Origin of the sequence: Microbacterium deminutum (assembly GCF_039530205.1) — a bacterium.
GTDB classification, from domain to species: Bacteria; Actinomycetota; Actinomycetes; order Actinomycetales; family Microbacteriaceae; genus Microbacterium; species Microbacterium deminutum.
In genome coordinates this window covers 77,304-89,370 of record NZ_BAAAOG010000001.1, presented here as the reverse complement: position 1 = coordinate 89,370, position 12,067 = coordinate 77,304, and the positions used below count along the sequence as shown (strand labels likewise).

Annotated in this window: 12 protein-coding genes; 3 read left to right on the top strand and 9 right to left on the bottom strand. The window is 67.8% G+C overall.

Annotated features, from left to right (window positions below; translation table 11 throughout):
- Window positions 1-67 precede the first annotated feature (67 nt).
- From ABD212_RS00435 to ABD212_RS00425, 3 genes are read left to right on the top strand one after another with little or no spacing between them, the layout of a single operon-like run.
- Complete coding sequence (locus tag ABD212_RS00435; RefSeq protein WP_344090041.1) at window positions 68-1,525, top strand: hypothetical protein; 1,458 nt, start codon at window positions 68-70, stop codon at window positions 1,523-1,525.
- Window positions 1,526-1,555: 30 nt separating this feature from the next.
- The gene (locus ABD212_RS00430; RefSeq protein ID WP_344090039.1) at window positions 1,556-2,425 is read left to right on the top strand and encodes a ThuA domain-containing protein; all 870 of its coding nucleotides are present in this window, start codon (window positions 1,556-1,558) and stop codon (window positions 2,423-2,425) included.
- A gap of 4 nt (window positions 2,426-2,429) precedes the next feature.
- Window positions 2,430-3,428 (top strand): Gfo/Idh/MocA family protein, encoded by a 999-nt coding sequence (locus ABD212_RS00425; RefSeq protein WP_344090037.1) that lies wholly within the window; start codon window positions 2,430-2,432, stop codon window positions 3,426-3,428.
- A gap of 98 nt (window positions 3,429-3,526) precedes the next feature.
- Here ABD212_RS00425 and ABD212_RS00420 read toward each other — a convergent pair whose 3' ends face one another.
- The 9 genes from ABD212_RS00420 to ABD212_RS00380 all read right to left on the bottom strand — a co-directional run bounded on the left by ABD212_RS00420 (window position 3,527) and on the right by ABD212_RS00380 (window position 12,067).
- On the bottom strand, window positions 3,527-4,528 hold the full coding sequence (locus ABD212_RS00420) for a sugar phosphate isomerase/epimerase family protein (RefSeq protein WP_344090035.1): 1,002 nt from the start codon (window positions 4,526-4,528) through the stop codon (window positions 3,527-3,529).
- Window positions 4,529-4,581: 53 nt separating this feature from the next.
- Window positions 4,582-5,763: a Gfo/Idh/MocA family protein gene (locus ABD212_RS00415; RefSeq protein ID WP_344090033.1), complete on the bottom strand. Its 1,182-nt coding sequence runs from the start codon at window positions 5,761-5,763 to the stop codon at window positions 4,582-4,584.
- Window positions 5,760-6,176, bottom strand: coding sequence for a C-glycoside deglycosidase beta subunit domain-containing protein (locus ABD212_RS00410; protein WP_344090030.1), 417 nt, complete (start codon window positions 6,174-6,176; stop codon window positions 5,760-5,762). The genes ABD212_RS00415 and ABD212_RS00410 overlap by 4 nt, the downstream gene beginning before the upstream one ends.
- 26 nt (window positions 6,177-6,202) lie before the next feature.
- Window positions 6,203-6,985 carry a nuclear transport factor 2 family protein gene (locus ABD212_RS00405; protein WP_344090028.1) on the bottom strand — a complete coding sequence of 261 codons (783 nt, stop codon included), beginning with the start codon at window positions 6,983-6,985 and terminating at the stop codon, window positions 6,203-6,205.
- A 26-nt stretch (window positions 6,986-7,011) separates the two neighbouring features.
- Window positions 7,012-8,055 carry a sugar phosphate isomerase/epimerase family protein gene (locus ABD212_RS00400; RefSeq protein WP_344090026.1) on the bottom strand — a complete coding sequence of 348 codons (1,044 nt, stop codon included), beginning with the start codon at window positions 8,053-8,055 and terminating at the stop codon, window positions 7,012-7,014.
- The gene (locus ABD212_RS00395) at window positions 8,052-9,215 is read right to left on the bottom strand and encodes a sugar phosphate isomerase/epimerase family protein (protein ID WP_344090024.1); all 1,164 of its coding nucleotides are present in this window, start codon (window positions 9,213-9,215) and stop codon (window positions 8,052-8,054) included. Before ABD212_RS00395 ends, ABD212_RS00400 begins: the two co-directional genes overlap by 4 nt.
- A complete protein-coding gene (locus tag ABD212_RS00390; RefSeq protein ID WP_344090022.1) occupies window positions 9,212-9,607 on the bottom strand; it encodes a C-glycoside deglycosidase beta subunit domain-containing protein in 396 nt (131 codons plus the stop codon). The genes ABD212_RS00395 and ABD212_RS00390 overlap by 4 nt, the downstream gene beginning before the upstream one ends.
- A gap of 139 nt (window positions 9,608-9,746) precedes the next feature.
- Window positions 9,747-11,276: a GMC oxidoreductase gene (locus ABD212_RS00385; protein WP_344090020.1), complete on the bottom strand. Its 1,530-nt coding sequence runs from the start codon at window positions 11,274-11,276 to the stop codon at window positions 9,747-9,749.
- Entirely contained in the window at window positions 11,273-12,067 is a 795-nt protein-coding gene (locus ABD212_RS00380; RefSeq protein ID WP_344090018.1) for a TIM barrel protein, read from the bottom strand. The genes ABD212_RS00385 and ABD212_RS00380 overlap by 4 nt, the downstream gene beginning before the upstream one ends.

Genomic DNA, 12,067 nt, shown 5'->3' with positions numbered 1-12,067 from the left:
TTTCGACATAAGCGTGTAGGTTCTGGTCGTAAGCCGGAGTGTCTCGGCAACACGACGTGAGGAAGCCATGAGCCTGATCGCGCTGCGCGACGACGCGCTTCGGTCCGCCGAGGATGGATTCGCGCTGCGGCTCGGACTCCCATGGATCCGCTCGCTCCCGCTTGCGAGCCTGCACGACCTGATGCTCGAGATCGACGGCGTACCGGTCGAGCGGATCTGGCTCGAACTGGGCGGCCGTCGGGTCGAGCCCGCGGCGCTTGCGCAGGAGAGCGACTGGTGGTTCCTTCAGGATCGCGTCACGATCCGCGGAGAGCGGATGCTGGCCCCCGGCGCCCACGACGTGTCGCTGTCGTTCGGGCTCGTCGTTCCGTACCTGCAGACCGGGCCGGACGGCCCGCTCTCCCTGCCGTTCGCGGTGGGACGCTCGTTGAGCGCCGACTCAGCCCCGCCCGTTACGGGGCATGCGGTGCCCCCGGTCGTCGAGGCCGTCGTGCAGCCGCGAGAGGACACGCTCCCGGCCGGGTGGACGTTGGCGGCATCCGCGTTCAACTGGACTCCCGACGTGATCCGCGCCGATCGTGCCGCGCCCGAGATCGCGGTCGGCATCGTGGCGGGCGGTGTGGCCCCCGTGATCGAACTCGAACCGGGGCAGCTGTGGCGCTCGTTCCCCGAGCCGGCCGAGGGCGAGGTCGATGCGCTGCGCGACGCGCTCGATGCGGCCGGCGGCAGCGTGAGCATCGTGGGCGCGAGCCTCGACGACTGGCTCACTCCCACGCAGCGGCGCACCGAGGGCGAGCGCCTCGCGTTCCTCCTGCCGCAGCTGCACGCCGCACAGCGTGTCGGCGCCGCGGGCGTACGGCTGCCCATCGGCCAGGCCGGTGAGCCGCTGCTGCGGCAGCTGCTCCCGGTGCTGCATGAGCTCGACCTGGTGCTCTACGAAGAGATCCAGGGCCAGCAGACGCCGGAATCCGCTGCGGCGCGCGGCGCCATCGAGACGATCGCCGGCATGAGCGACCCACACGTGCGACTGCTGGTGGACATCAGCATGCTGATGCCGGCGCTGCCGCAGAGCTATCTCGACCGGCTGCGTGCGGGCGGCGTGCCCGAGAGCCTGCTGGAGCGACTCGCCTCGGGTTGGCGCGACCCGGCGACGAATGCGGCGGTCCTCGACGTGCTGCGCTCCGGCGGCGTCCCCCCTGCCGTACAGACCTTGTACATGAACCTGCTCGTGCGATTCGGCCGATCGGAGGCCGCGGACCTGCGCGGCATCCTCCCCCTGGTCGGCGCGTTCCATCTCAAATTCTGGGACCTCGACGACGCCGATGGCCGTGTGTCGCAGCCGATCCGCGACCTGGGCGCGGAGCTGGCGCGCACGGACTTCCGCGGGACGCTCTGCAGCGAATGGGGCGGCCACGAATGGATCGACGCGGATGCCGCGGACACCACTCGTGCGCACCTCGAACTCGCGCGCAGGGAGCTCAACTCGGGGGCGTCGGTGGCCGCCCGACTCGCCGATCGAGTCTGAGCTTCCGGCGACTCCGACGACAGGAGAGACATGACCGACGTGCTCCATGCGCTGATCCTCTCGGGCCACATGACCCGCGAGCACGACAACGAGCACCGGAGTTTCCGGGTGCACAATCAATGGATCACCACACTCCTGGAAGACACCGGGCGCTTTCGCGTGCGGGTGGTCGAAGACCCGCGCGGGCTCACGGCGGAGATCATCGCCAAGTACGACGTGGTGATCGTCGTGTTCGAAGGTCGCGACGGGTATCACGAGAAGGCCGTCGGCTTCGGCGCCGAGACCGACGCCGCGCTGCTGCGCTTCGTGCACGACGACGGCAAGGGGATCGTCTGGTTCCACGGCTCGTCCGTGCAGGAGGACGACTGGGGCTACCCCGAGGAGTACAACATCATGCGGGGGGCGAAGCTCAGCGTGCCGACCGGGATCCGTCCGCGGCCCTGGGGCGAGGCGCTGCTGAGCATCGCGGAGCCGGATCACCCGATCACCGATGGCATCGGCGAGCCATGGACCGTGACCGGTGACGACATCCTCGTGGGGGTCGAGCTGTACGCTGGAGCGCAAGTGCTGCTGACGACGTTCGACGATCTCGAGTCGTACCGGAATGCGCCGGTATGGCCGATGTCCCACTACCCCGTGATGATCCCGGACGAAGGACTGGCCGGCATGCCCGGCATCGATACCGACCAGCCGATCGCCTGGATCAACGAGTACGGCGACGGCCGCTCATTCACGATCACAATCGGGCACGACATCGACACGTTCCGCCGGATCGAGTTCATCCGAATGTTCCCGCGCGGGGTCGAGTGGGCGGCGACGGGACGGGTCACTCTGACGGGGCCCGATCGCCGCGGCGAACGCCGGTTCCTTCCCTGGCCTTACTACAACCACGAGGGGTGAGCTGATGGCTGATTCGACTGTTCGCTGGGCCATCGTAGGCACCGGCGGAATCGCCCGAAGGACGCTGGGCGACCTGCGCCTGGTCCCGCGGGCGGAGATCGTCGCCGTCTGCTCGCGCAGCGAGGAGTCCGCGGATGCCTTCGCGGCCGAGTGGGGCATCGAGCGCGGATACGCCGACTTCACCGCGCTGTGCGCCGACATGACCGTCGATGCGATCTACATCGCCACCCCGCACGGCACGCACTTCCGCTACGCGAGCGAGGCCTTGCGCGCGGGGAAGCACGTGCTGTGCGAGAAGCCGCTCACCATGACGGCCGCCGAAGCGCGCGAGCTGAAGAGTCTCTCGGTCGAGCAGGACGTCTTCCTCATGGAGGCGATGTGGATGAAGTTCGCCCCGAGCATGCGCCGCGCCCTCGAACTCGTCGAGTCCGGTGCTATCGGGACGCCCATGTTCGTGCAGGCGGGGCTCGGCTATCCTGTGCCCGGGGACGGCCCGGAGAGATTCTGGGTCGCCGAGCTCGGCGGCGGCGCGCTGTTCGATATGGGCGTGTACACGATCGCACTTGCGCACCTGTTCCTCGGAGTCCCGGACGCGGTCAGCACGATCGGCGAGATCAGACCCGATGACGTCGACCTGCACGAGTCGTACACCCTGTCGTACATGAACGGGGCGACGGCACAGCTGACGACCTCGATCACCTACGCGATCCCGCCACGCGGCTCGGTCGGCGGCACAGCGGGCAGCATCGCCTTCGGCGAGATGCTGTTCGCTCCCCGCAGCCTGCGACTCATGACCGGGACCCCACCGCAGCCGCCCCGCATCGAAGACATCGAGTTCGAGCAAGAGGGCGCAGGGTATGTGCCGATGTTCCGAGCCGCCTGCGAGGCGATCCTCGCGGGAGATCGGGAGCATCCCTTCCACCCCGTGTCTGCCACGATCGAGGTACTCGAGACGATGGAGCTCGTTCGCGCCCAGCTCATCGCGCAGCGCGACGCATCCTGAGTCGATCTGGGGCGCATCTCGTCCGTTGGGGCGTGATCATCGCGCCCCAACGGACCGACTCCGCCCCAAACCCCATACGAGGGGGTGGGGCGCAGCAGCTACTTCGTCGAGAACGCGGCGTCGAACGCGGCTGCGGGTGGAGTGATCTCGGCGAGCCTGCGCACGAACGCGAGCGCCTCCGGCGCGCCGATCATCCGATCCATTCCGGCGTCCTCCCATTCCACGCTGGTAGGACCCTCGTAGCCGACCGCGTTCAGCGCACGGAAGAGCGGCTCCCATCGCACGGCGCCGTGACCCGTCGACACGAACGTCCAGCCTCGGCGCGGGTCGGCCCAGGGCCGATGCGATCCGAGCACACCGTTGCGGCCGTCGAGATTCGTGATCGATTCCTTGACGTGCACGTGGAAGATCTGGTCGGCGAAGTCGAGGACGAACGCCACATAGTCCAGCTGCTGCCACACGAAATGCGATGGGTCGAAATTGAACCCGAAGCTCGGGCGGTGGCCGATGGCGTCGAGGGTGTCTTTCGCGGTCCAGTAGTCGTACGCGATCTCGGAGGGATGGACTTCGAGTGCGAACCGCACGCCGACCTCTTCGAAGACGTCGAGGATCGGGTTGAAGCGGTCAGCGAAGTCCTGGTAGCCGCGCGCGATGAATTCGTCGGAGGCCGGCGGAAACATCGCGACCGCCTTCCAGATGGACGAGCCCGAGAAGCCGTTCACCGTTTTCACCCCGAGCTTGGCGGCAAAGCGAGCGGTGTTCTTGAGGTCTTCCGCGGCGCGCCGGCGCACGCCCTCGGGGTCGCCGTCGCCCCACACGCGGGGAGGCAGGATGTCGCGGTGGCGCTCGTCGATGGGGTCGTCGCAGACGGCCTGCCCGGTGAGGTGGTTCGAGATCGCGAACACCTTCAGGCCGTTGCGCTCGAGGATGTCGAGCCGGCTCTGCACATAGCCGTCGTCATCCCAGCGCGAGACGTCGAGGTGATCGCCCCAGCACGCGATCTCGAGGCCGTCGTAGCCCCACTCGCCGGCGAGACGGGCCACCTCCTCGAACGGCAGATCGGCCCACTGGCCGGTGAACAGGGTGACAGGACGCGCCATTCTTGACTCCTTCGTGCGCTTCGGGTGGGCGTTTCGTCTCGCCTGCGGCTCGCTCAACGACCGAGAGCGACATCCGCGGCGACGCGGACCCAGGCGGAATCGTTCTCGCTCGACCGCTCCACCGCGTCGAGCACGCGCTGCACAGAGAGGCCTTCCGCGAAATTCGGGTGCGGGTCGCCGCCCTCGGCGATCGCCGTGACGAGATCGACGACCTGGTGGCTGAAGCCGTGCTCGTACCCGAGCATGTGGCCGGCCGGCCACCATGCCGACACGTAGGGGTGGACGGCCTCGGTCACCAGGATCTTGGTGAAACCCTGGCGATCATCGGGCGCGGTGCGGTCGTAGAACTGCAGGCTGTTGAGGTCTTCGAGATCGAAGGCGAGCGCGCCCTTGTCGCCCGACACCTCGATCGTCAGGGCGTTCTTGCGACCAGTCGCGAAGCGAGTCGCCTCGAATGAGCCGAGCGCGCCGCCGGACAGTCGCCCCGTGAAGATCGCGACGTCGTCGACGGTGACCTCGCCGAACCCCTCCGCGGCCGTGCCGGACAATCCGGAACCCGAGCCGAGCAGTGGGCGCTCCTTGACGATCGTCTCGATCGTTCCCGAGACGGCGTCGACGGTCTGCCCCGTCACGAACTGCGTCATGTCGATGATGTGCGCGCCGATGTCGCCGAGTGCGCCGGAACCGGCGTGCTCCTTCTGCAGGCGCCAGGCCAGGGGCATCTGGGGATCGACGAGCCAGTCCTGCCGGTATGCGGCGCGCACCTGTTGGACCGTGCCGACGACACCCTCGGCGATGAGGTCACGCAGAAAGGTCACCGCGGGGACGCGACGATACGTGAACCCCACCATCGAGCGCACGCCGCGCGAAGTGGCTCGGGCGGCGGCATCCGTCATCGCCTCGGCCTCTTCGACCGTGTTCGCGAGCGGCTTCTCGCACAGCACGTGCTTGCCGGCGTCCAGAGCCGCGATCGCGATCTCGGCGTGCGAGTCGCCCGGCGTGACGATGTCGACGATGTCGATGTCGTCGCGCGCGATGACCTCTCGCCAGTCGGTGGCGGACTCGGCCCAGCCCCACTTCTCGGCGGCTGCGGCCACGGCATCCGCACTCCGGCCCACGACCACGGTCATCTCGACGGCGTCGGGCAGATCGAACATGCGAGGCGCCTGCCGCCACCCGACCGAATGGGTGGCGCCCATGAAGCCGTAGCCGATCATCGCCACACGCAGGGTCATGCGAGCACGACCTCGCGCTCGACCGGGACGCGGTTGGTCACGTAGCGTCCCGGGCCGCCGTCGACGCCGGGCATGATCTGCATGTAGAGCAGGCGCATGGTCAGCACGACCTCCACGGTCAGCTTCTCACCGGTCTCGGGGGTGTGGTCCAGCGGGATCACGACCTCGGGTCTGTCGGCGACGAACCAGAGGGTGTCCCACTGCTCGGGCAGCTCCTCGATGCGGTAGCTCGTGCCGTTCAGCTCGAAGCGCAGATCCTCCTTCGGCACTGCGACGCCGTTGACGGATGCCGCGACATCGTCGACGGCGGACAGCCAGAGGCTCCGGTACCAGGGAAGCTGCACCGAGACGGCGATGGCGTCATCGCGACGACGGACGTCCTTGTCGGAGAAGAGGGAGTTGTGGGTGGCCATGGCAGGCTCCTTGATCGGGAGAGAGGTCAGTGGAAGGTGTCGGTGAACGTGTCGTGCGGCACCGGCGGGACCGGCTCGAGCGTCTGCACGGTCGACGGGCTGTACGGGTGGTTCTTCGAGACCACGGGCTGGTCGGCGGGCGGCATGAACACGGGCTTGCCGTCGTCGCCGAAGTACATCAGGTCGAGATCGAATGCGCCCTGGTTCTTCAGGCCGAAGCTGATCCAGTTCTCCTCGAACGGTGCGCGGGCCAGCTCGTAGCAGCGGAACTTCCAGATCTTCCACTCGCCGTCCTGTTTGAGGAAGTCGATCGCGTACTTGCACCAGACCCAGTGCGCCCAGACTCTCTTGCCCAGCACCTCGCCGGGTGAGTACATGTCGGGGAACTCCTTGGCGACCTCGGGATCCGTCAGGCCCGACTCGGTTCCGGCCATGAGCCACACGCCCTTGGCGGTATCGCCGTCACCGGCCACCTCGATGACGGGCGTCGTTGTGGCGTGCAGGATGAGCTTGCCGACCGGAGACGGGCGACCCTGGTGGTAGCGGATGACGCTGTCGTACTCGGTGTACTCGCCGGCGTTCGTGTAGCGGGCGCGGATGCCTTCGGTGCCGCGCTTGACCCAGAGCGGAATGATCTGCTCGTCCTGGAACGCGTTGTGCAGGTACATGTACCGGCTGAAGACGTTCTCGACGGCGCCGCGGTCCTGAGCCGACCGCGCGATCCTCGTGACCTCGGCCAGCGCGCCGCGCAGTTCTTCGAGCTCGGCGCGCAGGTCGGCGAAGGACGGCTCGGTGATGGTTTCCGACATGGGCACGCTCCCTTGCTCCGGCAGTCTCAGACCGTGGCGGATGCCGCGGCCACGGTGTCTTCGATCGCACGGCGCATCAGCAGGTGCTGCTTCTGGACGAGATCGATCGGGTCGCTCTCGCCGAGGTCGGAGAACGCGTGACCCTCCCACTCGCTGGAGAGGTAGCCCTGGTACCCGCCCTCGACGAACTGCCGGACGATCCGGGGGATGTCCATGGCGGGCTCGTCGCCGTTCTCGTCGATGTCGTAGAACTTCGCGTGCACGTGGAAGATCTGCGGCATGATGTCGAGCCACTCCTCCGGCGGCACGAGTCCGTGCATGTTGAACGCCAGGCGCGTGAACGGCCCGAGCCGCGCGAAGTCGAAGTCCTCCGAGGTCAGGAAGTCCTCGAACTTCTGGTTCCGCACATGCATCGGCGTCGGCTCGTGCCAGATCTCGTCCATCACGCCGAAGTACTCCTCCGGCATCCCCATCTGACCGAGCGTGCGCAGCAGGGTAGGCGAGAGGCTGTGCATCGTCGACGAGAAGTCCGCGGTGAAGCCGAGCCGGTCGCTGTCGAGCTCTGCGTACAGCTCGCGGATCTGCAGCACCTGCGGATTGTTCGGACCCGACGGGGCGTGGATCTCGTAGCCGAGCTTCTGGTCGTATTTCTCCGCGAGCGGGAGGAGGCTGCGCAGCAGCTCCTTGCCCGCCGAGCGGATGACGATCTTCTTGAAGCCGAGCGTGTTCGCGGTCTTGAGCTGCCGGGCGAGGAAGTCGTGCTCCTCGTCGGGTGTCATGTCGCGGTCCTTACGACGCCCCATGTCGAGGTTCGTGCCGACCGCGCTCGGCTCGAGGCCGTAGCGATCCATGCTGTCGAACCAGATCTTCACGAACTCGTCGTCGACATCCGGATACGAGCGCAGCATCTGGGCGATGTTGAACTCGATGCCAGGGCCGAGGCCATGGTCGGCCGCCGCCTTGATGAGGGTCTCGGGTGTGTAGATCCCCGCTGCGAACTCACTCGTCAGCGAGTAGAGCGTGATTCCCAGCTTGATGCCGGTGCCGGCGATGCCGTTGTCGTCAGTCATGCGATTGCTCCCTGCGTTTCGTCTCTGCGTTTCGACTCGCCTTCGGCCCGCTCAACGACCGATGTCGGGGCGAGCCATCCCGCCAGCTGCGCGCGAGCCTCGGCGGCATCCGTGATCATGCGCGAGCCGGCGTCGGCGGCCGCTGACCGCTGCACGGCCTGCTCGCCGGCGATGATCTCGAATGGGCTCTGCCAGTGGTTCCAGTGCCAGCCCTCGTACTCGCTGGAGATCGCACCGGAGTAGCCGTTCTCGACCAGGAGCCGGATGAGGTCGCGGACCGGGACCGACGGCTCTTCGCCGTGCTCGTCGATGCCGAAGAACTTGCCGTGCACGTGGCGGATCCACGGCATGATCTGGAGCCAGTCCTCCACCCGCGCCGGGCCGAACAAGCCGGTGCCGTTGATGGCGAAGTCGATGCCGAGGTCGGGGCGACCGTTCTGGGCCGCAAGACCGATGAACGAGCCGAACCGCTGGCCGTGGTCGGCCTGGTCGGCGGGCGGACCCTGCTCGTAGTAGCTGTTCCAGAGATCCACGACCTTGCCGAGGAGTTCCTCGGACGCGCCGCGGCGCCGGTAGGCCTCGACCAGCGACGGCGCGAAGCCGACGGTGGTGGCGCCCCAGTCGGCGGTGAAGCCGAGGAACGGCGATCCCACCTTCTCGAAGCGATCGCGAAGGGCGAGGATGCGCGGGTGCGACGCGTACTGATCGGCGTGGACCTCGAGTGCCAGCGTGACGCCGTGCTCCTCGGCGATCGGGGCGAGAGCCTCCATCGAGTCGGGTTCGATGGAGATCTGCACGCGGGCGATCGGGAAGCCGAGCTTCGCGGCCGCCTTGATCTGCCGGGTCATGTACTCGATCAGCTCGTCCTGCGTGAGCAGGCGATCGCGATGGATGCCGATATCGGCGTTCACGGCGAGAGAGGTCGTGACCAGTCCGACTTCTGCCACGAGGTCTCGGAACCAGCCGGCGAACGAGTCCTCGATCTCGGGGAATCCGCGGAAGCTCGAGAACCCGATGACCTCGAGCCCGGGGCCGTAGCCGTCCGCAGCGACCTTGCGGATCAGCCCCTCGAGGTCGTACTCGCGGCCGTGGAACGCACGGGTGAAGCTGTAGAGCGTGACGCCCTGGATGGGCGTGCCCTTCACGGTGCTGCCGGTCATGCTGCTGCCGCCTTCATGGTCTTGGTGTCGTGCTCTTCGATGTGCAGCGTCTCGCCGTCGCCGATGATGATGTACGGGATGTAGAGCGTGAGGTCGACGCGCACCTCGTGCTCGGCCGCGTCGTCGACCGGCAGATCGCCGGAGAGCACCGCGGAGTCGGTGGGGAACCACCACTCGCCCGTCTCGTCCACGAGCTCGTCGAAGCGGAACTCGCGGCCGTTCATGCTCCATCGCAGCGACTCCGCAGGAGCCTCGTGTCCATCCACGCTCAGCCTGGCCCCGGCGATGCAGGAGCCGGGCAGGGCGCGGTACCAGGGCAGTCGGACTTCGACGGCGGCCCTGTCGCCGTCCGTCGTGAGCGTGCCCTGCTCGATGATGCGGTCGGGGATCACATCCGCCTCCTTGACTACTTTGTCCGTGTTTCTACAGTCTAATGTCTGATTTAGACATAAGCAATATGTGTGCGAAAGGTCCAGTGCGTTCGTGTCGGGAAGACCCGCACTGGGCGAGCGAAGCGAGTCGAAGCGTCGCTCAACGACTTCGGCCATTCAGCTCCGCGGCGATGCGCCTCGCCCCCCGCACGGCGAGCGCCACGCTCGTGAGCGTCGGATTGCACGCGGTCGCGGTGGGAATCACGCCGTTTCCAGCGACGAACAGACCCGGCACCCCCCACACTTCGCTGTCGGGCCCGCAGACACTCCGACCGTCGTCCATCTCGCCCATGCGTGTGGTGCCCTGATAGTGCAGTGAGGCGCCGAGCGGCATCGTGAAAGGACGGGGGTCGAGCGGGTCGCCGATCGCGGCACCGAGCCGCACGATCTCTTCGCGCGCGCGGTCGAGCACGGCGTGATCGCGCTCGGTGAGGCGGTAGTGGATGCCGATGGCCGGCATCCCATACGCATCCGGGTGTTCGTCGTCGAACACGACGCGGTCCTCGCGCTGCAGGTCTTTCGCGCAGAACAGTCCGATGCCCACGATCGAGCCCGGCTGAACGGTGTCGTCCTCGGCGAGCGGAACGGGCGATGCGTCCAGCTGCATGACCTGTCCATGGAAGGGCATGTCGTCGGTGAACGGCACCCAGCTGACACCGCTGTACTCCGCAAGTGTGCCGTTCGCCGGCAGCTCGGTCTCCAGGTCAGGCAGGTCGCGCAGGCGTGTGGCGAACACGACCTGCGCCTGGTCGTTGAGGTATCGGCCGAGCGCGTCTGGCCGGATTCCGGACGACCACAGCACCTGCGGGGTGCGCAGCGCATCCGCGGCCACCACGACGAAGCGCGCCCGCACGGGGTGCAAGTCGCCGGTCCGGAGGTCCCGCACCTCGACGCCGGCCGCGTGCCCGTTTTCCACGAGCACCCGGGTGACCAGCGACTCGTCGTGCAGCCCGAAGTTCGGATTCGCGCGGGTGACGTCGCCGAGCACGACATCCGACCCCGACCACACCAGGCGGCCGTCGTCGCGTCGATGGACGGCGAGCGGCATCCGCTGCACGCGCAACCGCTCATCACGGCCCTCGTCGACCGCGGCCGAGAGCCGGTCGCGGACGAGCCCGCCGAACGGCGAGCCGTCGAAGGCATCGGTCGTCACGTCGAGCAGTCGGTCGCCCTCGTCGAGCAGCTCGTCGAGATCGTCGAGGAACTCGATCCGCTCGGTGCCGCCCGGCCGCGGGCACGCGGCGGTCCAGTGCGCGGCCATCCCGCCGACGTTGCTCGACATCGCTGCGACGGGCAGGCCGTCCTCGCCCTCGAACCGGTAGCCTTCCGGCAGCAGGAAGGTACCAGGGCGCCCGATGCGCTGGCCGCTCTTGACGGCGCCTGGCGAGGCCACCGTCGCCTCGTGGGAGCCAGGACCCTGCGAACCCTTTTGCGCCTCCGAACGGCGAGCCGGGTCCTCGATGTTCTTCACATGGGCGCCAGGCGGGTCCGACACGGTCGGTCCGACCTCGAACATCGCGATGGTCGCTCCAGGTGCCCGTTCGCTCAGGATGCGGGCGTACGCGGCGCCGGTCGGACCGCTGCCGACGATCGCCACATCGACGGAATCCGGATAGTCCCGTCCGCTCATGCGGTCTCAGCCAACCCTCGGATGTAGGCCACCGACTCCTCCGACGCGGTCTGCGGGTAGTACTCGAGACCGATCGGCCCGTCGTACCCCGACGAGCGCAGTATCGCGAGCGAGGAGGGCCAGTCGATCGAGCCAGTGCCGGGCTCGCCGCGCCCGGGTGCGTCGGCGATCTGCACGTAGCGGATGAGGTCTCCCGCGTTCGCGAGCTCGCTCGCGACATCCTCCCCCTCGACGGTGGAGTGGTAGAGGTCGTAGAGCACGCCGAAGAACGGCGAGTCGACACCGCGCGCGATGTAGACGGCCTCGCTTGTGCGATCCAGCAGCGATCCGGGGTGGTCGACGCGCACGTTGACCGGTTCCAGGACCAGGGTGATCCCTGAGCCATCGATCTGCGCGATCGCCTTCTGGTAGATCTCGATGAGCTTGTCGAGCTGCACCTGACGCTTCCAGCCGCCGAATCCGGTGCCGCTGCCGACGACGAGGCGGGGAGTGCCGAGGAAGTGGGCGATCTCCACACCCTCGTCGAGCTTGCGGTAGAACTCCGAGTGATCCCACGGCGGGATCATGAACTGCGTGCGCGGCTCGGCCAGCTGCGCGGTCAGCTGGGTGCCGGTCTCTTCGAGCGCGGCCTTCAGTGCGGGCAGGTCCTTGGGCGTCGCGGGTGCGTCGACGCCGGTCGGCCCCCACATCTCGACGGCGGTGAATCCGGATGCCGCGGCCGCGCGCACGCGGTCGTGGTAATCGCCGGCCTCGGTGAAGAGGAGTTCGATGTTGGGTGATAGCTGATACAC

Excerpts from the sequence above, each read along its gene's own strand:
- ABD212_RS00430 (WP_344090039.1), top strand. The coding sequence starts at position 1,556 with ATGACCGACGTGCTCCATGCGCTGATCCTCTCGGGCCACATGACCCGC.
- ABD212_RS00420 (WP_344090035.1), bottom strand. The coding sequence starts at position 4,528 with ATGGCGCGTCCTGTCACCCTGTTCACCGGCCAGTGGGCCGATCTGCCG.
- ABD212_RS00395 (WP_344090024.1), bottom strand. The coding sequence starts at position 9,215 with ATGACCGGCAGCACCGTGAAGGGCACGCCCATCCAGGGCGTCACGCTC.
- ABD212_RS00405 (WP_344090028.1), bottom strand. The coding sequence starts at position 6,985 with ATGTCGGAAACCATCACCGAGCCGTCCTTCGCCGACCTGCGCGCCGAG.
- ABD212_RS00425 (WP_344090037.1), top strand. The coding sequence starts at position 2,430 with ATGGCTGATTCGACTGTTCGCTGGGCCATCGTAGGCACCGGCGGAATC.
- ABD212_RS00400 (WP_344090026.1), bottom strand. The coding sequence starts at position 8,055 with ATGACTGACGACAACGGCATCGCCGGCACCGGCATCAAGCTGGGAATC.
- ABD212_RS00410 (WP_344090030.1), bottom strand. The coding sequence starts at position 6,176 with ATGGCCACCCACAACTCCCTCTTCTCCGACAAGGACGTCCGTCGTCGC.
- ABD212_RS00385 (WP_344090020.1), bottom strand. The coding sequence starts at position 11,276 with ATGAGCGGACGGGACTATCCGGATTCCGTCGATGTGGCGATCGTCGGC.
- ABD212_RS00415 (WP_344090033.1), bottom strand. The coding sequence starts at position 5,763 with ATGACCCTGCGTGTGGCGATGATCGGCTACGGCTTCATGGGCGCCACC.
- ABD212_RS00435 (WP_344090041.1), top strand. The coding sequence starts at position 68 with ATGAGCCTGATCGCGCTGCGCGACGACGCGCTTCGGTCCGCCGAGGAT.